21 protein-coding genes and 2 pseudogenes are annotated in these 21881 nt (G+C 63.7%); 11 read left to right on the forward strand and 12 right to left on the reverse strand.

Going from position 1 to position 21881, the window contains the following annotated elements:
- Positions 1-149: 149 nt before the first annotated feature.
- The 5 genes from AC1Z3V_RS28970 to AC1Z3V_RS28990 all read left to right on the forward strand — a co-directional run bounded on the left by AC1Z3V_RS28970 (position 150) and on the right by AC1Z3V_RS28990 (position 6349).
- Positions 150-1199 (forward strand): aldo/keto reductase, encoded by a 1050-nt coding sequence (locus tag AC1Z3V_RS28970; protein ID WP_483503252.1) that lies wholly within the window; start codon positions 150-152, stop codon positions 1197-1199.
- Positions 1200-1385: 186 nt separating this feature from the next.
- Complete coding sequence (locus AC1Z3V_RS28975; RefSeq protein WP_483503254.1) at positions 1386-3206, forward strand: adenylate/guanylate cyclase domain-containing protein; 1821 nt, start codon at positions 1386-1388, stop codon at positions 3204-3206.
- Between the two features lie 1086 nt (positions 3207-4292).
- Entirely contained in the window at positions 4293-4697 is a 405-nt protein-coding gene (locus AC1Z3V_RS28980; protein ID WP_429806988.1) for an antitoxin Xre-like helix-turn-helix domain-containing protein, read from the forward strand.
- Positions 4698-4708: 11 nt separating this feature from the next.
- Positions 4709-5398 (forward strand): RES family NAD+ phosphorylase, encoded by a 690-nt coding sequence (locus AC1Z3V_RS28985; protein ID WP_483503256.1) that lies wholly within the window; start codon positions 4709-4711, stop codon positions 5396-5398.
- Positions 5399-5902: 504 nt separating this feature from the next.
- On the forward strand, positions 5903-6349 hold the full coding sequence (locus AC1Z3V_RS28990; RefSeq protein ID WP_429806982.1) for a GNAT family N-acetyltransferase: 447 nt from the start codon (positions 5903-5905) through the stop codon (positions 6347-6349).
- Positions 6350-6429: 80 nt separating this feature from the next.
- On the opposite strand, the gene AC1Z3V_RS28995 is transcribed toward AC1Z3V_RS28990, so the two are convergent.
- Complete coding sequence (locus tag AC1Z3V_RS28995) at positions 6430-7626, reverse strand: TCR/Tet family MFS transporter (RefSeq protein WP_483503258.1); 1197 nt, start codon at positions 7624-7626, stop codon at positions 6430-6432.
- A 382-nt stretch (positions 7627-8008) separates the two neighbouring features.
- Here AC1Z3V_RS28995 and AC1Z3V_RS29000 point away from each other — a divergent pair, with 382 nt between their 5' ends.
- Complete coding sequence (locus AC1Z3V_RS29000; RefSeq protein ID WP_483503260.1) at positions 8009-8410, forward strand: GFA family protein; 402 nt, start codon at positions 8009-8011, stop codon at positions 8408-8410.
- Between the two features lie 50 nt (positions 8411-8460).
- Here the strand turns inward: AC1Z3V_RS29000 and AC1Z3V_RS29005 are convergent.
- Both AC1Z3V_RS29005 and AC1Z3V_RS29010 read right to left on the reverse strand, forming a co-directional pair.
- A pseudogene (locus AC1Z3V_RS29005) lies at positions 8461-9229 on the reverse strand (adenylate/guanylate cyclase domain-containing protein).
- Positions 9230-9341: 112 nt separating this feature from the next.
- Entirely contained in the window at positions 9342-10229 is an 888-nt protein-coding gene (locus AC1Z3V_RS29010; RefSeq protein ID WP_483503262.1) for a LysR family transcriptional regulator, read from the reverse strand.
- Between the two features lie 125 nt (positions 10230-10354).
- Here AC1Z3V_RS29010 and AC1Z3V_RS29015 point away from each other — a divergent pair, with 125 nt between their 5' ends.
- On the forward strand, positions 10355-10711 hold the full coding sequence (locus AC1Z3V_RS29015) for an antibiotic biosynthesis monooxygenase (protein WP_429806967.1): 357 nt from the start codon (positions 10355-10357) through the stop codon (positions 10709-10711).
- Between the two features lie 175 nt (positions 10712-10886).
- Here the strand turns inward: AC1Z3V_RS29015 and AC1Z3V_RS29020 are convergent, their stop codons facing one another.
- The gene (locus AC1Z3V_RS29020) at positions 10887-11735 is read right to left on the reverse strand and encodes a hypothetical protein (RefSeq protein WP_483503264.1); all 849 of its coding nucleotides are present in this window, start codon (positions 11733-11735) and stop codon (positions 10887-10889) included.
- A gap of 188 nt (positions 11736-11923) precedes the next feature.
- A complete protein-coding gene (locus AC1Z3V_RS29025; RefSeq protein ID WP_483503266.1) occupies positions 11924-12346 on the reverse strand; it encodes a YciI family protein in 423 nt (140 codons plus the stop codon).
- A 190-nt stretch (positions 12347-12536) separates the two neighbouring features.
- Here AC1Z3V_RS29025 and AC1Z3V_RS29030 point away from each other — a divergent pair, with 190 nt between their 5' ends.
- On the forward strand, positions 12537-12737 hold the full coding sequence (locus AC1Z3V_RS29030; RefSeq protein WP_483503267.1) for a hypothetical protein: 201 nt from the start codon (positions 12537-12539) through the stop codon (positions 12735-12737).
- Positions 12738-12928: 191 nt separating this feature from the next.
- Here AC1Z3V_RS29030 and AC1Z3V_RS29035 read toward each other — a convergent pair whose 3' ends face one another.
- The 6 genes and pseudogenes from AC1Z3V_RS29035 to napE all read right to left on the reverse strand — a co-directional run bounded on the left by AC1Z3V_RS29035 (position 12929) and on the right by napE (position 17670).
- A complete protein-coding gene (locus AC1Z3V_RS29035; protein WP_483497779.1) occupies positions 12929-13627 on the reverse strand; it encodes a NapC/NirT family cytochrome c in 699 nt (232 codons plus the stop codon).
- A 4-nt stretch (positions 13628-13631) separates the two neighbouring features.
- Positions 13632-14087: a nitrate reductase cytochrome c-type subunit gene (locus AC1Z3V_RS29040; RefSeq protein ID WP_483497781.1), complete on the reverse strand. Its 456-nt coding sequence runs from the start codon at positions 14085-14087 to the stop codon at positions 13632-13634.
- Positions 14088-14191: 104 nt separating this feature from the next.
- On the reverse strand, positions 14192-16699 hold the full coding sequence (gene napA / locus AC1Z3V_RS29045; protein WP_483503269.1) for a periplasmic nitrate reductase subunit alpha: 2508 nt from the start codon (positions 16697-16699) through the stop codon (positions 14192-14194).
- Positions 16674-16980: pseudogene (locus AC1Z3V_RS29050) on the reverse strand (chaperone NapD). Before AC1Z3V_RS29050 ends, napA begins: the two are co-directional and overlap by 26 nt.
- Positions 16973-17473, reverse strand: coding sequence for a ferredoxin-type protein NapF (gene napF / locus AC1Z3V_RS29055; protein ID WP_483503271.1), 501 nt, complete (start codon positions 17471-17473; stop codon positions 16973-16975). The pseudogene AC1Z3V_RS29050 and the gene napF overlap by 8 nt, the downstream one beginning before the upstream one ends.
- Positions 17474-17481: 8 nt before the next feature.
- The gene (gene napE / locus AC1Z3V_RS29060) at positions 17482-17670 is read right to left on the reverse strand and encodes a periplasmic nitrate reductase, NapE protein (RefSeq protein WP_483503273.1); all 189 of its coding nucleotides are present in this window, start codon (positions 17668-17670) and stop codon (positions 17482-17484) included.
- Positions 17671-18008: 338 nt separating this feature from the next.
- Between napE and AC1Z3V_RS29065 the strand changes: the two genes are divergently transcribed.
- Entirely contained in the window at positions 18009-18434 is a 426-nt protein-coding gene (locus tag AC1Z3V_RS29065) for a DUF4180 domain-containing protein (RefSeq protein WP_483503275.1), read from the forward strand.
- Positions 18435-18541: 107 nt separating this feature from the next.
- Complete coding sequence (locus tag AC1Z3V_RS29070) at positions 18542-19129, forward strand: GNAT family N-acetyltransferase (protein WP_483503277.1); 588 nt, start codon at positions 18542-18544, stop codon at positions 19127-19129.
- 86 nt (positions 19130-19215) lie between these two features.
- Here the strand turns inward: AC1Z3V_RS29070 and AC1Z3V_RS29075 are convergent, their stop codons facing one another.
- Entirely contained in the window at positions 19216-20652 is a 1437-nt protein-coding gene (locus tag AC1Z3V_RS29075) for an MFS transporter (protein WP_483503279.1), read from the reverse strand.
- 310 nt (positions 20653-20962) lie between these two features.
- On the opposite strand from AC1Z3V_RS29075, the gene AC1Z3V_RS29080 reads away from it, so the two are divergent.
- Positions 20963-21868: a LysR family transcriptional regulator gene (locus AC1Z3V_RS29080; protein WP_483503281.1), complete on the forward strand. Its 906-nt coding sequence runs from the start codon at positions 20963-20965 to the stop codon at positions 21866-21868.
- The last annotated feature ends 13 nt before the right edge of the window (positions 21869-21881 follow it).

A 21881-nucleotide genomic window follows, 5' to 3' on the forward strand; every position in this document is an offset into this window, starting at 1 on the left:
AATGCCCGATTGCAGGGCATGACGGCCCTGCACACCTTGCCCGTCGGGCACAGGCTGCTACCTTACGGGCTCTGTCATCTTCGGCTTGATCCACGACGGAGGCTTGTGTCCCCGTTCGCTCCGCCCGAACCAGCAAAGGACCCGAGACCATGGAATACCGGCTGCTCGGCCGCTCCGGCCTGAAAATCTCTGTTATCACCATGGGCACGATGACGATCGGCGGCCGCGGCAAGTTCGCCGAGGTCGGCAATGTCGGCCTCAAGGAGGCAAGCCGCTACGTCGATCTCTGCCTCGACGCCGGCGTCAACCTGATCGACACCGCCGATATCTATTCGACCGGGCATTGCGAGGAGATCATCGGCGAGGTGCTCGGCGGCAAGCGCAAGAACGGCGTGCTCATCGCCACCAAGGCACGCTTTTCCATGGGGCCGGGACCGAATGACGGCGGCCTCTCGCGCCAGCACCTGATCGCCGCCTGCGAGGCAAGCCTGAAGCGGCTGAAGACCGACGTCATCGATCTCTACCAGGTGCATGAATGGGACGGCGAGACACCGCTCGAAGAGACGATGGAAGCACTCGACAGCCTCGTTCGCAGCGGCAAGGTCCGCTACATCGGCTGCTCCAACTATTCCGGCTGGCACATCATGAAGGCGCTCGGCATCAGCGCGCTCGAAGGCCGGCAGCGCTTCGTCAGCCAGCAGATCCACTACACGCTCGAAGCCCGCGAAGCCGAATACGAACTGATGCCGATCTCGATCGACCAGGGGCTCGGTGTGCTCGTCTGGAGCCCGCTCGCCGGCGGCCTGCTCTCCGGCAAGCACCGGCGAAACGACACGCCGGAGGGAACGCGCCAGCTCGCCGGCTGGAATGAGCCGCCGATCCGCGACGAGGAGCGGCTGTGGAAGATCGTCGACATGCTGGTGGCGATTGCAGGCGAACGCGGCGTCTCCCCGGCACAGGTCGCGCTCGCCTGGCTGATCGGCCGCAAGGCCGTTACCTCCGTCATCATCGGCGGCCGCACCGACGCCCAGTTCTCGGACAACCTCGCCGCCGCCAACCTGAAGCTCTCCGACGAGGAGCGCGAACTGCTCGACGCCGTCAGCCTGCCGCCGGTGATCTACCCCTACTGGCACCAGCTCTGGACCGCCAAGGATAGGCTCGGCGAGGCCGATCTCTCGCTGTTGGGGCCGCATTTGTAGAAGGCGGCGCCCTATCCGGCGCGCCAACGCTTCTTCGGCATTTTGGAGCAAGTGCCGCACGATTCCGATGAAGGCTGATGCTGTCTCCGGAAGGTGCCTCGAGAGTCGCGCCCCCTCGTGAAGCGTCGCCATGCGACCGTCTCGGTGGTATCATGAACCCGCACGGTCGCGGCGTCGGGCAGCCGGATGGTGCATGTCGCGTCAATCGGCTGGGCTTCATGCGGCGAATCTCCTGAGGGGGAGACAGCCATGGCAACTGCAAAAGCAGAGCGGCGGCTGGCCGCGATCCTTGCCGCTGACGTCGTCGGCTATTCCCGCCTCGTCGAACATGACGAGGCCGGGACGTTGTCGGCCCTGAAGCTTCTGCGCCGGGAGGTGATCGATCCGCTGCTGGCCGAGCATCAGGGCCGTATTGTCAAGCTGATGGGCGACGGTGCGCTCGTGGAGTTCGGCTCGGTCGTCGATGCCGTCGCATGCGCGGTCGCCATCCAGAAGGGGGTTGCCGAGAACCAGGCCGATATCCCGACGGAGCAACGCATCATCTTCCGGATCGGCGTCAATCTCGGTGATGTGATCCACGAGGTTGATGGGGATCTCTACGGCGATGGCGTCAATATCGCGGCCCGCCTACAGACCTTGGCGGACCCAGGCGGCATTTGCGTTTCCGGCACGGCGTATGATCACCTCCGGGGCAAGCTTGACTGCGACTACGAGTATCTCGGCGAACGCGCGCTCAAGAACATGGAGAGGCCGGTGCGACTGTACCGCGCCCTTCTGGAAAGGACGAACGCACGAACGGCATCGCTGAGGCCCGCACTTCCGGACCGACCATCCATTGCCGTGCTGCCGTTCAACGCCATGAGCGCGGACCCGGAGCAGGACTTCTTCAGCGATGGGCTCACCGAGGACATCACCACCGCGCTGTCCAAGCTCAAGGGCTTCTTCGTGATCGCCCGCAACACGATGTTCACCTACAAGGGAAAGCCCGTGGATGTGCGCGCCATCGGGCACGAACTCGGGGTCCGCTATATTCTCGAGGGGAGTGTCCGCAAGTCCGGCAACCGGATGAGGGTGACCGCGCAGCTCGTCGATGCGGCCTCCGACGTCCATCTCTGGGCAGAGAGGTACGACGGCGACCTCGGCGACATGTTCAGCATTCAGGACGAAATCACCGCAAGCGTCGTCGGCCGCATCGGGCCGGAACTCCTGGCGGCGGAGCATGCCCGCGAAAGCCCCAAGCCGCATCATGGCCTTGATGCCTGGGAATGTGTCGTGCGGTCGGTGTTCCTGTGTTCCCAACTGTCTGAGGAGAGCAGTGGGAAGATGCTCCCGCTGCTCGATCGGGCAATCGAACTGGCTCCCGGTTATGCCCAGGCGCTCGCCATGAAAGGTTGGATTACCATGTGGCGCGCGTTCCAGGGGTGGGAGGACATGGGATATGCCCTGACCCTTGCCAGGGATCTTGTCCAGCAAGCCATTACCGCCGACGATAAGGAACCGTGGACGTACCTTGCGCAGGCGATGATAGCCTTTGCGACGCGCGACAATGTCCTGGCTATGGCAGCGATCAGCCAGGCTGTCGCGATCAACCCCAACTCCGCGTTTGCACACGGCCAGTTGGGCCTTGCGCATGCCAACGGGGGCCGCGCGGCGGACGCCATTCCTTGCATCGACTACGCCCTCAGGCTGAGCCCGCGCGAGGCTTTTCTCGGCGACTTTCAGTTTTACTACGCCATGGCTCATTTCCAGGGCGCAAATTACGAACTTGGATTGAGTTACGCACGGGAGGCGCATCGCTTGCGGTCCGGCCACGTGGTGCCGCTGATCATCGGCACGGCCTGCGCCGGACTTCTGGGCAACCAGGAGGCCGCCACGGACTTGCTCGGACACCTCAAATCGCTCGTTCCTGACATCTCACGGGACGCGATCGGAGCAACATCGTCTTTCGTCCGCGCCGAGGATCGGGCGCGCCTGATCGAGGGACTTGCCCGTGCCGGCCTGAATTGACGGGTTCCGCCCCTCATCCGGCCTGCCGGCCACCTTCGCCCGGCCTCACGGGGAGAAGGACACGTGTGGCAACCGCTCGCCTCGACGGCAAGCATCTGGATTTGTCCCCGAGGCTCGGTTGGTCGCTGACGACGGCCCTGTTTGACGCCGGTCATCTAGCCCTATTGGCACCAGCTCCAGACCGCCAAGGACCGGCTCGGCGCGGCCGACCTGTCGCTGCTGGGGCCACATGTTTGATGGCAGACAAAGGACACGAAGGGTACCCACGCACGGCTCGAAAGGACGGCGATACACCGCGAACTGAACGCGGCAATCATGATTGCTGGCCGGATTCAGGAAATACTTCGGATTGGTGACCGTGACTTCGATGACAGCGTTGTGAAGCTATTTGCGAAGCGGCGAAGAACAGGATGAATGGCAAGTTTGAACAAGTGATCCAAAAGTAGCCAGCTGGCGTTATATATCCGTCCTTGACAAAATAAGTCTGTCCGATAACAAATTCAATGTAATCACTGTAAAAATAAAGTTCCTCCACTAATATTAATAAACCAAACAATATTGACGATATGTATACTTTATATGGCCTTATCTTACGGCTATATATCCCGACAAACCACACAAGAGCCTTGGAAACCTCAGAAGACAGCCCAATTATTACTATTCCGAATAACAACCCAAAGAACCCGCCACCCGTCAGAAGCGTGTACATTATCCACAGCGTGTGAAAAAGGATTCTGTCGAATAGCCACGGTCTCGATGTCAGCCAATGCATACATTGCTCCAATCGGTGCCTCTCGAGGCGAGCCTCCACGGATTCGTTGGACGGCGCTGCAAATCCGGCCCCCCGCCACTCTTCCTAGCGCGTCACGTACTTGTGCAAACTTGGCTCAGCTTGAGACAGGCGAGACGGCGGGCGCACACTGAATATGTTGCGAGCACGCCATAGGCCTAAACTATAAGTAGCAAGCGCAATAATATTAGACAATAAGAATATGCAGATTGATCGAGCGATGAAGCCTTGACTTCCCACACAATGCGCCCATTTTATATCATATGATATGCATCAGTATTTCATAGGAGTCGAAAATGGCCAGCGCTCAACCGATTCTCGCCCTCGATCGGCAAACGGCCCGGCATGAGGAAGCCGTGATCGTCAAGGCCGTGGTCAAAGCCTGCGACCTCTGGAACCTCACCAACAAGGAGGCGGCCCAGCTCTTCGACGTGCCGATCGCCACCTGGAACCGCATGAAGGCCGGTGACTTCAAGGGCAAGCTCGACCAGGACAAGCGCATGCGCGCCAGCTTGATCGTCGGCATCTTCAAGGGGCTGCGGCTCTACTTCAACGGCCCGCTCACCTATCAATGGCCGAAGGCGGTCAATACCGGCCCGCTCTTCAATGGCCACTCGCCGGTCGATCTGATGATCGAGGGCGGCATTCCCGTGATGCTGAAGGTACGGCGCTATCTCGACGGCCTGCGCGGCGGCCTGTGATCGCCCAATCGATGATCCCGGAGATCGATTTCAACGAGCCGGCGACCGTCCGGCTGATCTCAACCGCCCATATCACCGAGCCCGCCGTGAGGCCGCTCGCCGACGATGACGACGAGATTGAGATCCTCAACCGGCTGGAGGCAATGACCTCGGCGCGCTTGAGCCCGCTTGCCCTGCCTGTCGGCGTCGACCCGGCCGAGCTGCTGAACGAGACCTTCGGCTACGGCTGGTCGCTGATCAATGCCGCCTTCTGCCATGCCCGCCCGCCGGGCAACCGCTTCAACGGCGAGGAGCGCGGCGCCTGGTATTGCGCCTTCGGCCCGCGGGCGCTTCAGACCTGCCAGGCGGAAATCGTCTACCACCGCACCCGGGCGCTTCGCGAAGCCGGCAGCTTCCACGACATCGGCCGATACCGCGAGCTGATCGCCGGCTTCACCTGCCGCTTTCATGATGCGCGCGGAGAAAAGGGCGCCGCCTATCTCGATGCCGATACGGCGGTCGCCTACCCCGCCGGCCAGGCGCTCGCCGCCACCATCCTCGCCGAGGGCGGCAACGGCCTGATCTATCCCTCCGCCCGCGACCCCGAGGGCGAATGCCTCGCCGTCTTCCGCCCCTCGGTCATCCAGAACATCCGCCAGGGCCGCACCATCACCTTCGAGTGGACCGGCGCGCCCGAGCCGCGCATTCTGGACGAAGACTGAGCCGGCAGGAGCGGATGGAAATGCGGACCCTTAAAGCGGGCCGCAATGTTCCCGCAATATATCCCACCGACAAGGGCTCGCCTTTCCGGATTCCCGCGCTAGACTTGCCGAGGCCGGATTCGGCCGAAACATAAACCACTTATAAATCAAATTGTTATTGACGCCCTTGCCCGGCTGAACGCCATCGGCGCGCCCCGCAAGCCTTGCCCCTCTCCTCGGGTTTAACCCGAGGACTCCCCCTCTCCCCGCCTGTGGGGAGAGCGAAATCGGCGGCCGCTCGCGCCACCTGATCACCGCCCGTTTCGCATAGGCTGCGATGCGAACGGCCGGATCTTGAGAACTGGGGGGATCAATGCGGACGGTCGCGAGAGCGTCCGTTCTCCCGCCCGCGGGGAGAAGGTGCCGGCAGGCGGATGAGGGGCAAATCCTACACCGGGCGGATAAAGGGCGCGCTGTAGGCGCTGCAGCCGAAAAAGGCACCGGGCGTCGAATATGAGGAAACGAATGACGATTACACTTTTGCCAATCGATGCCGTCGATGCCGATGTCATCCGAAAATTGGACGTGCATGAAAACCAGATGGACTTCATCGCCAGCAACGAGGAGTCGCTGGAAGAACTCGCCGAACGCCCCGAATGCGTCGGCTTTGCCGTGATGGCCGAGGGCGCGCCGGTCGGCTTCGCCATGTATGCGCTCGATCCGGATGACGGCAACCATTGGATCTACCGCCTGATGATCGATGCCCGCCATCAGGGCAAGGGCTATGGCGCCAAGGCGCTTTCAGCCCTCATCGAACACATGGCGACGATCCCCGAATGCGGCGACATCTATCTCGGCGTCTACCCGGAAAACACCCGCGCCTACGCCCTTTATCACCGTTTCGGCTTCCGCGAGACCGGCATGATCCTCGGCGAGGAAAAGGTGATGCGGCTGGACCGCACGTCGAAATAGCCCGCGGGACGTCGTCCCGCTCAGGCGCGGATGGGACCATGACGGTCCCATCCGCATCCACATGACCACCCCGCGCTGCACTACGACGCGACCGAGGCCGCCACCGGCTTCGTCGGCCGCAGGCCGAGAACCAAAAGCCCGCCCGGCAGATAAACGGCGACGACCGAAAGCCAGATCGCACCCGGCCATTGCTCGCGGACGGCGAAATAGATGCTCGAAAAGGCAAGCGGGCTGATGATCGACGCCAGGCTCACGGCCGAGGCCAGCACGCCCTGGAACTGGCCCTGCCGGCTCTCGTCGACCTGCCGGGTCGCGAGCGATTGCAGCGCCGGCACGCCGATGCCGCCGAGCGCAAAGACCGGCATGACCGCAAAGATCATCCAGCCCTCGGTCGCAAAGGCCATGACGGTCAGGGCAAGGCAAACGCCGGCGACACCCGCCAGGATGGCGCCGCGCTCGCCGAAGACTCTGACGGCCGGTCCCGGAAGAAACGCCTGGGCCAGCGTCTGGCAGACGCCGAAGGCGCCGAGCGAAAGGCCGATCCAGAACCCGTTCCACTGGAAGGTTTCGCTGCCCCAGAGCGCCCAGCAGGTGCCGTAGGCCTCGCCCGTGGCGCTGAAGATCAGGAAAAGAAAGACGATCGGCAGCACGCTCTTCACCGAGAACACCCAGCGCAGCGGCCGAAGCGGGTTGAGTGCGGCGAGGTCGATCTTTCCGCAGCTCGGCGTGCGTGACTCCGGCAGCACGAAATAGGCCAGAGCCAGGTTGCAGCCGTTCAGCACCGCCGCAGCGACAAAGGGCAGCCGCAGAGAGTGATCGCCAGCGACCCCGCCGAGAACGGGGCCGATGATGAAGCCGATGCCGAACATGGCGTTGAACAGGCCGAAGCGCCGGGCGCGCTTGTCCTCCGGCGTGATGTCGGTGATGTAGGCGGTTGCCACCGACATGTTGGCGCTCGTCAGCCCGGCGATCGCGCGGCCGGCAAAGAGCATCCAGAGATTGGGCGCAAAGGCGAGGAACAGATAGTTGACGGCAGCACCCGCCAGCGAAATCAAGAGCACCGGCCGGCGGCCCAGCCGATCGCTGAGCGCCCCCAGCACCGGCGCGAAGATGAACTGCATGACCGCGTAGAGCGCGGTCATCGTGCCGATATAGGGCGCCACGTTTTCGGCTTGGGTCACCTCCTTCAGCAGTGAAGGCAGGATGGGAAAGATGAGGCCGATGCCCACGGCATCGAGCAAGATGGCAGTAAAAATGACGATGAGGGATTTCTTCATGATGCGTTCCGATCGACGCAAGCACGCGCACGCCAACAGGCGTCGATGCCTTGCGATTGGGTGACCTGACGACTGCAGGCGATGAGGTTTTTGGAAACGCTGGCCGATCCGTGCTGAAATAGGCAGGGATGGCGTGTGCTTGACTGCCTGGACGTGAATTCGTCCACCTGTTTACTCCGCCACTGAGCGGATCAAGGGAAGCAGTCGCTTTTCGCGATGGCGGCACTTAACACCGGGCGGCACGGGGCGGCAAGCCCGGATTTGTTGCCAATGCCGCATGGTTTTTCGCGGCGCGCGGAAGGCACCGTGCCACGGGTCCGCATTGCGCACGCCTGCCGATCGCGGCAGTATCTTGCCCGCGCACCAACAGCGGGAGTGGCACATGCTCGACGGCTCATGCCATTGCGGCAATGCGAAATGGACACTGGAAGGCGACCCCGGCTCGATCACCGCCTGCAATTGCACGCTCTGCCGCCGCTACGGCACGCTCTGGGCCTATGACTACGAAGGCGAACGGATCACCCTTGCCGGGAAGACCACCTCCTACGTCCGCGCCGACGAGAAGAACCCGTCGCTCGAAATCCTGTTCTGCCCGACCTGCGCCGGCGTCGTCGCCTGGCGCAGCCTGCATCTCGACAAGCGCGGCCGCCGGCGCATGGCCGTCAACCTCAGGCTTGCAGAGCCGGAGCTGGTCGCAGACCTGCCCATCGACCATTTCGACGGCCTTGACACCTTCGAAGACCTGCCGTCCGACGGCCGCTGCGTGCGCGACCTCTGGGCGTAGCCGGCCGCCTACGGCAGCAGGCTCCCTCCACATCCCGACTGCGCAGGCGATCAGTGCGTCGCGAGCACCCTCGCCTCGACCGGCTGGTCGATGCCCTTGAGCACGAGCAAGCGCGTCGTCGCGCCCGCGATCAGCGCCTCGGCCTCCGCGGCGCTCTCGGGCGAGATCAGGATCTCGCCGGCTTCAGCCTGGGATTCGAGCCGGGAGGCCAGGTTGACCGTGCCGCCGATCGCCGTGAAGTCGCTGCGGAAGCTCGAAGAATTCGCCGATCTCGACGTCACCGGAGTGGATGCCGACACCGACGCCGAGCGGCTGGCCCTGGAGATCGTCGAGCTGCAGGCTGCCAAGCGCTGCCGCGCACAGGCGCTGGATGTCCCGTGCCGCCAGGATCGCGGCTTGCGCGTGGTCCTTCCGCACGATCGGAAAGTTGAAGATCGCCATCAGGCCGTCGCCCATCGTCTTGTTGACGATGCCGTCATGCGCCCAGATGGCTTGAGCGCAGCGATCCTGGAACAGGCTGACGATCTCGCTCAATCTCACCCGCTCGATCTGCTCCGAAAGATGGGTGAAGCCGCGGATGTCGGCAAACAGGATCGTCGCGTTCGCCGCCACATGGCTCTGCTTCTTGACGTAGCGGAAGGAGCGCTCGCAGATCGTACAGATGTTCGGGTTCATCTTGCTGCGGGTAATGCCGAAGGCGCGAAACGGCAGCGCCAGCGGCCCGCGAATGGGGATCGGCACATGCATCTGATCCCAGCATCCCCGGCAGATCCTGGCTTCGCCGCGCTGGGCCGGCTGGATGGTAGAGGCTTCGGTCATGGTCTGCATCTCCGGCTCGCATGGCCCGAGGGGCGTGGACGAAGCTTCTGCCATTTTCCGCGTTTTAGCAACGGCTGGAATAATAGGAGACGCCGGCCGTGCGGCGCCGCCGTCACTCGGAAAACAGGTGCGCGGCCATGAAATCGACGAAGGCACGGACCTTTGGCGAGAGATATCGGTTGGTCGGCCACAGGACACGGAATGTGCCCGTTTCGCGAAGGCAATCCTCCATCAGCGATATCAGCTTGCCTTCCGCCAGTGCCGACGACACGGCGAAAGGGGGCAGACAGGTGATGCCGAAGGAGCGCTCCGCCAGGAAGATCAAGGGCTCAAGTGTACTTGCAACCGTGGTCACGGGCAGGTCGAGCTTGACCTCGCGCCCGTCACGAACGAGCGGCCAGGGCTCGAGGCGGCCGGAGTTCGCGTAGCGGTGATGGAGGCAGCGGTGCCCGAGCAGGTCTTCCGGCACTTTCGGCCGACCGTGCGCGGCGAGATAGTCCGGCGCCGCGACGATCCTGTGCCGGAACGTCCCGAGCTTGCGGCTCATGAGCCGCGTATCCTTGACCTCGCCCGTTCGGATAACGGCATCGAAGCCCTCCTCGATAACGTCGACCAGCCGATCCGTGAAATCAAGGTCGAGGTTGATCAACGGGTAGGCGCGCATGAAATCCGATATGGTCGGCATCAAGAGCATGCCGGCCAAAGGCAGGCTGACACGAAGCTGCCCACGCGGTGTCGCATGCGACCGTGACAGTTGCGCCTGGGCTGACTCGAATTCGGATTGGATGCGGCGGCAGGTGTCGAGAAAGAAGTTCCCGTCCTCGGTCAGGGCCATGCTTCGCGTCGACCGATTGAAGAGGCGCACGCCCATCTCGTCTTCGAGCCGTGCGATGGCCTTGCCGACAGCAGAACCCGAAAGGCCGAGGCGATGACCGGCGGCCACGAAGCTGCCTGCCTCTGCGACCTGAATGAAAATGCTGAGCGTTCCGAGCTTGTCCATCGCCAACCGATTGCGGAATTATTTTCCGAAGTGATGAGAATACCCGCTCGTTTATCCGCTATTTCGCGCCGGATATCCAGATGTCGTCGCAGCCGGATCGGCGCGGCGTTCAAATGGAGAAACCCATGACCACAATCCCTACCGCCGCTTTCTCAGCCTCCCCCGCTCCGACGACCTTTGTCGTCAACGTCATCCACGCCCATCCCGGCAAGCAGGAGGAAGCCTTTACGATTATCCAGGACGTCGTACACTACGTCGCCGAGCGCAAGGAAGGGTTTCTGTGGAGCACCTTGTCGAAGAGCACGGACGGCGAGACTGTCGTCAACGTCGAAGCAATCCAGGGAACCGGGAATGTGGACGAATTCTTCTCCGATCCGGTGTTCGTGGAGAAGTTCCGCAAGCTCGATGAGGTCTCCCGCAGCGAGTTTCACACCTATACGGTCGGCGATCTCGTCTTGCCGAAGCGCGGACCCGCGGCCTGATCGCCACTTGCATGCTTCCTTTGATCGGACCCGATCAAAGGACAAAACATGCAGCAATTCAAAATGCTACAGCGACCTTTGCGCGTCCGATAAGACGCGCGGCGCTGTAGTCCCGGCGCCTTCGAAGGCGCCGGGCAGCGCGCGCACAGGATGCCTGGCACTGCATAGCAGCCGATCAGAACGACAGGCGATTGCTGGACCAGACCGGGCCGAGGCGCTCTTCTTCCTTGAGCGTGGCGGAACCGTAGGAGAAGCGCAGGCCCCCGAAGATGGTGCTCGTGTCGCCGGAGACCGATGCGCTCAGGCCCGAAAGCTCCTCGTTCGTATATTTGTAGCCGGCAAAGAGCGTGACCGGGACCGTCTCCAGCCGGTAGTTCGCCGTCAGCTTCAGGCTGCGCAGATCGTAATCGATGTCGTCCTCGCTGATGCGATGGAGCGAGCCGTCGACGTCGAAGCGCAGGTTGTCGGTCGCGTAAATGCGAGCGCCGAGCGAGCCCATATAGTGGTTGGCGTCGATATCGTCGAAGTCTTCCACGCTCGCCTGGCCATAGCCGACCGCGCCATGCAGCGTCCAGGTGTCGAGGAAATAGGCCCCTTCGACGCCACCCATGTAATCGTTGAGGTCGACGCCGATGCCCGGGTCGAGGCGCGCGCCCTGAACGAAGACGCCGGCCGCATAAAGATCGTTGCGGTAATAGCCGTGCAGCGCGCCGTCATAGCTGTTCGTATCGACATCTTCATAAGAAGCGCGCGTGTAGCCGAGATCGACCTGCAGGTTCATGCCGGCACCGGCGTTGAAGTTCACTGCACCCCGCAAATCCCAGGCGCTGGTATCAATATCGCCGGGCGTATCGACGCCGCCTGCGTAAGAGCCTTCGATATAGCCGGCGATACCCCCGAGCGATTGCTCCACCGGCACTTCATAGGCGTCCTGCGTCCCGACGAGCGGACCGTCGATATCGGCAGCGGCCGCGAACGAAACGCTTGAAAAAAGAAAAATGACGAAACCGCTCGCCCTGACCATTGCCCCACTCCGCTTGAAACCCTGAGGATAGGTAAGCGAACATGGTTAATACAATCTCTACGGGTAAACAGCTCTGGCGGATCGCTGACAGCGACATCGCCGCAGGCTCCCCTCTCCCCGCCTGCGGGGAGAGGGCCAGGGTGAGGGGCAAACCTCCCTGTAGCGCGGGTGCGCCAGCCTATGCGGTCTCAGCCCTTGGCGATCTTCTCGCGCAGGCGCTCCTCCTGCTCGGCGATCTCCGGCGTCAGCACGTCGCCGAAATCCTCGAGTTCGAAGATCGGGCGGATTTCGATTTCGCTCGGGCCCGGCATCGGGTTCGGGCAGCGCTTCACCCAGGCGATCGCCTCGTCCATGTCCTTGACCGTCCAGATCCAGAAGCCGGCGACCAGTTCCTTGGTCTCGGCGAAGGGACCGTCGATGACCAGGCGGTTCGGCCCGTCGAAGGCGACGCGGGCACCTTTCGACGAAGGCTGCAGCCCCTCGCCCGCCTGCATGATGCCGGCATTGACCAGTTCCTCGTTGTATTTGCTCATGGCTTCGAGAAGCTCGGTCGTCGGCATCTTGCCCGCTTCGCTGTCCTCGGTCGCCTTTACAAAAACCACTACGCGCATTGTCCATTCTCCTCTGTCACGCCGGTCCGGGTCGTTGCGAGCCCTGGGGTGTCGGCGTGGTGAAACCCAAGTAGTGCGAGCGGGTTGCAGGCGAAAGGCCCGCGCGGACTTTTTTCCTATCCCGCTCCGGTGAAGGAAGCCGAATTGGCCTCCCTGGCTTAATGACGAACGGCAAACGACGGTGCCGACAATGGTGGCGAATTTTTTCAGAAAAAAGATGGTGTTGAGGAAGCGAACGGAAAGCGACGGCGCGGCGTATCGCAGTCATCCAGGAAAGAAGGTCCCGCAGGCCTCGGCGGTCGCAGCACCCTCCACCCTCATCTCTGTGTTCGTCACAAAGATCCAGCAGCCGCGCGTCGGCACGGCGGGAGATGTGATCCTCGGGCGCTGACTTTCGGCTTGGCGGGAAGAAGTCCCTTGCGCCGTCGACGCGGCGCACCTGGCAACTGTAACAAGCGCAGGAATAAGGGAGGCTTTGGTTTGGGGGCACACTGCCCCGATGGCCACAAAGAAAGGGCCACGCCGCAGCGGCATGGCCCTTTGTCATCGCTGTCTCCCGCCGAAACCCTCGGCCGCAGCGTTCTACTGCGCCTGCGTGTGCAGTTCCGCCAGCGCCTGCCTGAGATCGTCGATCGGCGTCTGGCCCGCCATCTTCTTGCCCTCGAGCTCCGGCGGCATCTTCCAGCCGGGGTCGATGCCTTCCATGTTGGGCAGCTCGTGCGCGATGCCCTTGTGGCAGTCGATGCAGGTGGCCTTGCCGGAAAGCAGGTAGCGGGTGTGGATCTCGGCCGCCCGCTGCGTCTGCTTCTGCAGGTCCATGGCGACCGAGGAATGGCAGTTGCGGCATTCCAGGCTGTCGTTCGCCTTCATGCGCGCCCATTCGTGCTGCGCCAGTTCCAGCCGCTTCTCGAGGAATTTCGGCCTGGTGTTGATCGTGCCGAAGATCTTGCCCCAGACCTCCTTCGAGGCCTGCATCTTGCGGGCGATCTTGTCGGTCCACTGGTGCGGCACGTGGCAATCCGGACAGGTGGCGCGCACGCCGGAGCGGTTGGAGAAGTGGATGGTGCGCGTCAGCTCCTGGTAGACGTTGTCGTGCATCTCGTGACAGGAGGTGCAGAACTTCTCGGTGTTGGTGAGTTCGAGCGCCGTGTTGAAGGCGCCCCAGAACATCACGCCGCCGATGAAGCCGCCGAGCGTGAGGAAGCCCAGGCCCAGCGTGCCGGCCGGCGTCGTCATGATCCCCCAGGCCCAGAGGATGGCTTTCCTGATCCATGCGATCATGTCGTCACTCGCTTCCGGCCGGCTTGAAACCCAACTCACTCATATCCTTGAAGTTGCTCGGCACCAGCGGGCTGGTGTCCGCCTGCGGCACGTGGCAGGCCGTGCAGAAATAGCGCCGCGGCGAAACGTCGGCGATCATCTGCCCGTCGCGCGTCATGTAATGGGTGACGCTGATCATCGGCGCGCCGGAGTCCTGGGTGAACTCGCGCTTGTGGCAGGAAAGGCAGCGGTTGGCATTGACCGAAAGCTCGTAGCCCTCGATCGAATGCGGGATAACCGGCGGCTGGTCGGGATAGGCGCGCATCTTGCGCTTGTCGTCGACCACCCATTTCGGCAGCGGTGCTGCCGCCTCCGTCGCCATCTGCGGCGTCGGCCCTTCGAGCTGCGGCACCAGCTTTTCCACCACTTGAGCCACGGCGGCAGTCGTGACGAACACCATCAGCCCGGCCGCGATCGCCATCCAGACGGATCGCGTCGGGCCAGTGACGCTCAGAAGCGGTTTTGGAACGGCCGCGAAACGACGAGACAGGACGTTTCCGCAAATCCGCTTCAGCCGAGAAAACCCTAGAGGGTGACGGGAAGAATCTTGACCGCGCATTTTTTGAAATCCGTCTGTTTGGAGATGGGATCGGTGGCGTCGAGGGTAACCTTGTTGATCAGCTGGCTGGCGTCGAACCAGGGAACGAAGATGACGCCGGGCGGCATGCGGTTGCGGCCGCGGATATCGACGCGCGAGCGGATTTCGCCGCGCCGCGAGACGATGCGCACTTCCATGCCCTGGTTGATGCCGCGCTTGCGGGCGTCCTCGGCATTCATGAAGACGCGCGCGCCGGGAAACGCCTTGTAGAGCTCCGGCACCCGCATGGTCATCGAGCCCGAATGCCAGTGTTCGAGCACGCGGCCGGTCACCAGCCAGGTGTCGTATTCCTCATCCGGGGATTCGGCCGGCGGCTCGTAGGGCACGGCGAGGATGACCGCCTTGCCGTCCTTCTGGCCGTAGAACTTCACGCCCTCGCCCGCCTTCACATAGGGGTCGAAGCCTTCGCGGTAGCGCCACTTCGTCTCCTGGCCGTTGACGACCGGCCAGCGCAAGCCGCGCACCTCGTGATAGGTGTCGTAGGGCGCCAGGTCATGGCCGTGGCCGCGGCCGAAGGTGGCATATTCCTCGAACAGGCCCTTCTGGATGTAGAAGCCGAACTCCTTGGCCTCGTTGTTGTCGTACTCGGCGCTGACCTCGGTCAGCGGGAAGCGGTCGACTTCGCCGTTCTTGAACAGCACCTCGAACAGCGTCTTGCCGCGATATTCGGGGCTGGCGTCGAGGATTTCCTTCGGCCACACCTCGTCGGTTACGAAGCGCTTGGAGAATTCCACCATCTGCCAGAGATCCGAGCGCGCTTCGCCGCGCGCCTGGACGAGCTGGTGCCAGACATGGGTGCGCCGTTCGGCATTGCCGTAGGCCCCCTCCTTCTCCACCCACATGGCGGCGGGCAGGATCAGGTCTGCGCTCATCGCCGTGATCGTCGGATAGGCATCGGAAACGACGATGAAATTGTCCGGGTTGCGATAGCCCTGCCAGGTTTCGTTCGAGGTGTTCGGTCCCGCCTGGACGTTGTTGTTGACCTGCACCCAATAGAAATTGAGCTTGCCGTCCTTCAGCATCCGGTCCTGCTGCACGGCGTGATAGCCGGGCTTTTCCGGGATGATGCCGTGCGGAATGCGCCAGATCTCTTCCGCATGTTTGCGGTGCTCGGGGTTGGTGACCACCATGTCGGCCGGCAGGCGATGCGCGAAGGTGCCGACCTCGCGGGCGGTGCCGCAGGCGGAAGGCTGGCCGGTCAGCGAGAACGGGCTGTTGCCGGGCTCCGAGATCTTGCCGGTCAGAAGATGCAGGTTATAGACCATCTGGTTGGCCCAGACGCCGCGCACATGCTGGTTGAAGCCCATGGTCCAGAGCGACATGACCTTGCGGTTGGGGTCGGCATAGAGCTCGGCAAGCTGCTTCAGGAATTCCGGCTCGACGCCGGTCAGCTCGACGGTCTTTTCCAGCGTGTATTCCGAAACGAATTCCTTGAACGCCTCGAAGTCGATCGGCTCGGTCTTGCCCGGATCCTTGGAATTGGCGGCCTTGACCTCGACCGGATTGTCGGGCCTGAGCCCATAGCCGATATCGGTCACGCCGCGGGCAAACTTGGTGTGCTTGTTGACGAAGTCCTCGTTGACGCGGCCGCTCTCGATGATGTGGTTGGCGATATAGTTGAGGATCGCCAGATCCGAGCCCGGCTTGAACACGATCGGGATATCGGCGAGATCCATGCTGCGATGGGTAAAGGTCGAAAGCACCGCGACGCGGACATGCGGCTGGCCGAGGCGCCGATCGGCGACGCGGGTCCAGAGTATCGGATGCATCTCCGCCATGTTCGAGCCCCAGAGCACGAAGGCATCGGCATTCTCGAAGTCGTCGTAGCAGCCCATCGGCTCGTCCATGCCGAAGGTGCGCATGAAGGCGACGGCGGCGGACGCCATGCAGTGGCGGGCATTGGGGTCGAGATTGTTGGAGCGGAAGCCCGCCCGCATCAGCTTCGTCGCGGCATAGCCCTCGAAGATCGTCCATTGCCCGGAGCCGAACATGCCGACCGCCGTCGGCCCCTTTTCCTTCAGGACCTTCTTCGCCTGCTCGGCCATCACGGTGAAGGCCTCGTCCCAGCTCACCGGCTCGAACTCGCCGTCCTTGGCGTAGACGCCGCCGCGCTTGCGCAAAAGCGGTGTCGTCAACCGGTCGTTGCCATACATGATCTTGGAGAGGAAGTAGCCCTTGATGCAGTTGAGGCCGCGGTTGACCTCCGCCTGCATGTCGCCGTGGGTGGCGACCACCTGGCCCTCCTTCACGCCCACCATCACGCCGCAGCCCGTGCCGCAGAAGCGGCACGGCGCCTTCGACCATTTGATCTCCAGCGCGTTGACACCGCCCGGCACCGGCTGTGCGGCCGCAGGCAGCGCAATGCCGGCCGTAGCGGCGGCGATGCCGGCCGCATGGGCCTTCAGAATGTCACGCCGCGTCAGTTCTCCGCTCATGGCTCCTGCCTTTCCTCTTCCATTTCGACATGCTCGAAAACCATGTTGGCCGAGATCACGCCATCAAGCAGCGAGATCCTCGACAGGCATTCGCCGAGCGCGCCCGTGCTTCCGCCTTCGATGACGACGACGATCTTGCCGCCGCCGTGGCCGTGGATTTCGACGTTTTCCATTCCCTGAAGCGCCGCGATCACCGCCTCGGTGCTGTCAGGCATCGTGGCGACGACGGCGCTCGAAATGTGATAGGGCGTGCCCGCTTTTGCCGTTGCGGCCTCAGACATGAGCCCCCTCCGCTTCCGGTGCCTTGACCGCGATGGCGCTGACCGGGCAGCCCGCGAGACAGGCGCCGCAGCCGGTGCATTTCGCTTCGTTGATCTCGGGCAGGAACGGCCCGCCGATGCGCGGGAGAAAACGGATCGCCTGCTCCGGACAGCTTTCGCCGCAGGACTGGCAGGCGACGTTGCGGCGCACCAGGCACGTGTCGGTGATGGCGGCCACATGGGGGAAGCGCCGCACGTCCTTCTCGGCGAAGACCGGCTCCGCACAGGCCTCCTCGCAGGCGCCGCAGAAGGTGCATTCGCCGCGCGCGAAATCGATGAAAGGAAGGCCGTCGGCAAGACGGATTATGCCGGTCGGACATCGCTCGCCGCAGGCGCCGCAGCCGGTGCAGGCCGCAAGGCTCAACTCCGAAACACCGGGCGGCCGGATGCGCACGGGCTTGGCGGCAGCGCGGCCGGTAAAGAGTTCACGGCGTGAGAGAGGTTCTGCCCCCATAGCTCGCCTCAATGCCCGGGCGGGCCCGGCGGGCCGAAGACGATCTGCAGCATCCAGACCAGGAAGCCGTAGCCGCCGACCACGCCGACGGCGACGATCGGCCAGATGCCGAAGGCGAGCACCAGGAAGGTGATGAGCTCCGCGCGCCGCGACCGTGGCCGGTTTTCAATCGGCTGCTGCTGAACGAGCTCTGACATCCTGCGCCCCCCAACACAATCTACGGTAAGATGCGTCACCCGAAATAAAAATCAATCCCATGACCAAGGGATGACAGCAATGCATCCTCCCTGAGAGTAAATGCCGAACAGAGCGGGACATTGATCTGTGTCAAAGCAGCGGGATTCCAACGCGAAAATCGGCCGCAATTCTCGCTTCGCGCGCCGAAATAACTCGAAAATAGCAATCAACTCTGCGATATGCGCTATATTTTGCCGAACTTATCGCTGAAATGTGAATCGCCCGGGCGAACCGGACGACGCGAATGCCGGACGATTCGCGCCGATTGCGAAGGCGGCGACTTCCCCGGCGGCAACGCTTGGGCCCGTTCGCCCTTGCAACCCATGGCTTCAGCCTCTATGTCTCGCCCATGACTCAGATCATCGACATCGGAACCGCGCGCGTGCTGAAATGCGCGCAAGACGGCCCTCTCCTCAGCCGGCCCGGCGACGCCAATGATTTTCTCGGCGACGCCTGGGCGCATGAGGCCAATGTGCTGGCGATCCCGGTGGAACGGCTCGGCCCGGATTTCCTCGACCTTTCGACCCGGATTGCCGGCGAAGTGTTCCAGAAATTCGTCAACTACCGCATGCGGCTCGCCATCGTCGGCGATATTGGCGCCAGGCTCGAAGCCAGCAAGGCGCTGACCGATTTCGTGCGCGAGACGAACAAGGGTAGCTCGATCTGGTTCGTGCCGGATTTCGAGACGCTGAGCACCAGGCTTGCCGGCACGCCGGCCGCCTGAGCGCCGCTTGTGTGTGAAACTCGTAACACCGGCGCTCTTTCGATGCTGTCGGCGAGCGCGATCAGGCTAAGCGCGCCCCGTTCTTCCGGCCACATGCGGTCAGGCTCATGACGACCACTTCGCCAGCGACGAAACCCGGACTGTCCCCTTCCGTCAGGCTCTGCACGGATCGCCTCGTCCTGCGTCCGACAACCCCGGCGGATGCGAGCCGCGCATTCGAAATCCAGTCGGATTGGGATGTCACGCGGATGCTGCGCATGGCTCGGTTCCCGCCGACGCTGGACGACATGACCGGATGGTTCACCGAGCATCAGCGGGAATGGAGTTCCGGCACCGCCTTTCGATTTGCGATCGAGCGCGCCGGCCGCATGATCGGTGTGGTCGATCTCGATGAGATCGACGGCGACCAGGGCGAGCTCGACTATTGGCTCGATAAGCCAAGCTGGGGACAGGGATATGCCCTTGAGGCCGCGCGGGCCGTGGTGGACTTCGCCTTTCGGGAACTGGGGCTCGCGACGCTGCGCTCAGGTCACGCGGCCGACAATCCGGCCTCCGGCAAGGTCCTGGTCAAGCTGGGTTTTCGCCCGCATGAGACGGTGCTGAAGCCTTCTCGTTCGAGGGGCGAAGAGATCCTGCATCAGAGCTATAGCCTCACCTCCAAGACAAGGCGCGTCCGGCCGGATGCCGCCCGCTGAGAAGCGGCCACGGTGATCTCGCTCGCCCTGCCAGATCACCGTGTCTGGCTCTGCCGGATCACCGTGTCCCGCGCTGTTGCCGCCGGTCACGTCTTGCGAGTGCGCACCGTTCCTCCGAGCGGCCTGCTCCCAACCGCGATCGCAAGGGCAATCGCCGTCAGCACACCCGCAACCGCAAAGGTCACCTGCATGCCGCCAGCGACAGCCTCCGGCGCGGCCTTGGGGATATCGCTCGTCGCCACCGCCCAGGCGAAGACCGCGCCCATGACCGAGGCGCCGGTGACGAGACCGAGATTGCGCGACAGGTTGAGCAGGCCGGAAACGACGCCGCGCCGGTCGGCCGCGACATCGGCCATGACCGCCGTGTTGTTGGCCGCCTGGAACAGCTGATAACCGGGCGTCAGCAGCGCGATCGCCGCGACATAGCCGGCGACGCCGAGAAGCCCCGGCAACAGCACGAGCGCGGCACAGCCCGCAAGCATGGCCGCCAGACCAACCGCCACGACGGAGCGCGCGCCCAGCCGATCGACGATGCGGCCGCCGACCACGCCGCCGAAGGCCGAGATGACCGGGCCGATCGACATGACCAGCCCGACCCGCGCTGCATCGAACCCGAGCCCGCGGGAGAGATAGAAGGGCCCGACCACCAGCGTCGCCATCATCACGGTCGAGACCAGTGCGTTGGTCGAAAGCCCGACGCTTAAGCCCGGATCGCGAAACATCGAAGGCCGGATCAGGGGCGAGGTTACCCTTGCCTCGACCAGCAGGAAGAGCCCAAGCCCGAGCGCGGCGGCCGTGAGCAGCGCGGCATTGAGCATGCCGAAACTGCCGCGCCCCATGGTCATCGCCAGCGCATAGGCGCCGAGCGAAAGCGCCAGCAACAGCGTGCCCGGCACGTCGAACCGGACGGGCGCCCTGCCCTCGGTCTTCCGGTCGGCAGGCAGATGCCGCTGGGCGAGGAAGAGCGCCACGAACCCGAGCGGCACGTTGACGAGAAAGATCGCCCGCCAGCCCGGGCCGGCAATCAGCGCGCCGCCGAGCGAAGGCCCGAGCGCGGTGCCGACGGCCGACATGGTGCCGAGCAGCCCCATGGCGCTGCCGGTCCTCGCCTTCGGCACCGCCTCGCCGACAAAGGCCATGGTCAGCGCCATCATGATTGCCGCGCCAATGCCCTGCAGCGCCCGCGCCGCGATCAGCAGCGCAAAGCCTGGCGTGAGACCGCAGATGACCGAGGCGGCGGTAAAGAGCGCAATGCCGGCAATGAGCAGCCGCCGGCGACCGACAATATCGCCAAGCCGCCCGACGCTGACGATCAGCGTGGTGATCGCCAGCAGATAGGCAAGCACCACCCACTGCACCGCCTGAAAGGACGCAGCGAAGGCGTCGGCCAGCGCCGGCAGCGCGACATTGGCGCTGCTGGTGCCGAGCGAGGAGAGCAGCATCGAAAGCGAAAGGCTGGCGAGCACCCAGCGAAGCGAGGACGCCGGAGCGGCCGGGGCCATCGCCGTATCTGTCGCGGTCATCGGCAACCTCCCGCGCGCAAGGCCTGGCGACGCGCAAACTTCGTGCAGGAAGCCACGAAAAAACAAACGGATAGAGCGACCCCATGACTCTGTTTGTGCGGTAGTCTCCTGCCATCGGATCGGGAGCTCGGGGACATCGGAAAACGGCCAAAGGCCATGGGCGCCAGCCGGCGTATCAGCATCGGGAAACCCTCCTAAATCGGTTCTCCGCGAACCTAGTCTCCCGGCACATGGGGCGGAAGACGCAGCATTTGCACTTCATTCGTGCGTTTGACGCCACATCATGGCTGAACTCGTGCTATGAAAGGCGATGACCAGACCCGACCTCAACCTGCTCGTGACCCTCGATGTGCTGCTTTCGGAAGGCAGCGTCGCCCGCGCCGCCAGGCGCCTGCAGCTCAGCCCCTCCGCCATGAGCCGGGCACTGGCACGGCTGCGCGAGGCGACCGGCGATCCTCTGCTCGTGCGCGCCGGCCGCGGCCTCGTGCCCACACCAAGGGCAATGGAGCTTCGCAGCCGCCTCGGCCCGCTGGTCGAGGCGGCCGAGGCCTGCCTCCGCCCGACCGAGAGCCTCAACCTGCAGACGCTCACCCGCACCTTCACGTTCCGGAACCGCGAGGGTTTCGTCGAGAATTTCGGCCCTGATCTGATTGCCCGGATCGGTGCGGAAGCGCCCGGCGTGCGCCTTCGCTTCGTGCAGAAGCCCGACCGGGAAAGCAGCCCCTTACGCGAAGGCGGCGTCGACCTCGAAACCGGCGTTGTCGGCGATGCGACCGGCCCGGAGCTTCGCGTCCAGGCCCTCTTCCACGATCGCTTCGTCGGCGTCGTACGGTCCGGCCATCCGCTGGCCAATGGCGAGATCACGCCCGCCCGCTACGCTGGAGCCCGCCACATCCACGTCTCCCGCCGCGGCAACGACATGGGTCCGATCGACGCGGCCCTTCACGCCCTCGGCCTCGCGCGCGACATCGCCACATCCGTCGGCAGCTTCTCCGAGGCCCTGGCGCTTGCTCGCGCCACGGACCTGATCGCCAGCGTGCCCGAACGCTACACCGGAACCTTGCGCGCAAACCTCTTCACCTTCCCCCTGCCGGTCACACTGCCCGAAATCACCATCTCGCTGCTCTGGCACCCCCGCCTGGATGCCGACCCGGCGCACCGGTGGTTAAGGGGGTGTGTGCGGGAGGTGTGTGGGGGCACGCGTTCGGCGTCTTAAATTAGCCCCCTTG

The sequence above is a fragment of the Ensifer sp. 38_S197 genome (assembly GCF_056924495.1).

Bases quoted from the DNA above. Each gene is read 5' to 3' on its own strand.
- AC1Z3V_RS28995 (WP_483503258.1), bottom strand. From the start codon at position 7,626: ATGAAGAAATCCCTCATCGTCATTTTTACTGCCATCTTGCTCGATGCC.
- AC1Z3V_RS28985 (WP_483503256.1), top strand. From the start codon at position 4,709: ATGATCCCGGAGATCGATTTCAACGAGCCGGCGACCGTCCGGCTGATC.
- AC1Z3V_RS28990 (WP_429806982.1), top strand. From the start codon at position 5,903: ATGACGATTACACTTTTGCCAATCGATGCCGTCGATGCCGATGTCATC.
- napA (WP_483503269.1), bottom strand. From the start codon at position 16,699: ATGAGCGGAGAACTGACGCGGCGTGACATTCTGAAGGCCCATGCGGCC.
- AC1Z3V_RS29070 (WP_483503277.1), top strand. From the start codon at position 18,542: ATGACGACCACTTCGCCAGCGACGAAACCCGGACTGTCCCCTTCCGTC.
- napE (WP_483503273.1), bottom strand. From the start codon at position 17,670: ATGTCAGAGCTCGTTCAGCAGCAGCCGATTGAAAACCGGCCACGGTCG.
- AC1Z3V_RS29000 (WP_483503260.1), top strand. From the start codon at position 8,009: ATGCTCGACGGCTCATGCCATTGCGGCAATGCGAAATGGACACTGGAA.
- AC1Z3V_RS29030 (WP_483503267.1), top strand. From the start codon at position 12,537: ATGGTGGCGAATTTTTTCAGAAAAAAGATGGTGTTGAGGAAGCGAACG.
- AC1Z3V_RS29080 (WP_483503281.1), top strand. From the start codon at position 20,963: ATGACCAGACCCGACCTCAACCTGCTCGTGACCCTCGATGTGCTGCTT.
- AC1Z3V_RS29025 (WP_483503266.1), bottom strand. From the start codon at position 12,346: ATGCGCGTAGTGGTTTTTGTAAAGGCGACCGAGGACAGCGAAGCGGGC.
- AC1Z3V_RS29075 (WP_483503279.1), bottom strand. From the start codon at position 20,652: ATGACCGCGACAGATACGGCGATGGCCCCGGCCGCTCCGGCGTCCTCG.
- AC1Z3V_RS28975 (WP_483503254.1), top strand. From the start codon at position 1,386: ATGGTGCATGTCGCGTCAATCGGCTGGGCTTCATGCGGCGAATCTCCT.
- AC1Z3V_RS28980 (WP_429806988.1), top strand. From the start codon at position 4,293: ATGGCCAGCGCTCAACCGATTCTCGCCCTCGATCGGCAAACGGCCCGG.
- AC1Z3V_RS29040 (WP_483497781.1), bottom strand. From the start codon at position 14,087: ATGGCGATCGCGGCCGGGCTGATGGTGTTCGTCACGACTGCCGCCGTG.
- AC1Z3V_RS29015 (WP_429806967.1), top strand. From the start codon at position 10,355: ATGACCACAATCCCTACCGCCGCTTTCTCAGCCTCCCCCGCTCCGACG.
- AC1Z3V_RS29035 (WP_483497779.1), bottom strand. From the start codon at position 13,627: ATGATCGCATGGATCAGGAAAGCCATCCTCTGGGCCTGGGGGATCATG.
- AC1Z3V_RS29020 (WP_483503264.1), bottom strand. From the start codon at position 11,735: ATGGTCAGGGCGAGCGGTTTCGTCATTTTTCTTTTTTCAAGCGTTTCG.
- AC1Z3V_RS29010 (WP_483503262.1), bottom strand. From the start codon at position 10,229: ATGGACAAGCTCGGAACGCTCAGCATTTTCATTCAGGTCGCAGAGGCA.
- AC1Z3V_RS28970 (WP_483503252.1), top strand. From the start codon at position 150: ATGGAATACCGGCTGCTCGGCCGCTCCGGCCTGAAAATCTCTGTTATC.
- napF (WP_483503271.1), bottom strand. From the start codon at position 17,473: ATGGGGGCAGAACCTCTCTCACGCCGTGAACTCTTTACCGGCCGCGCT.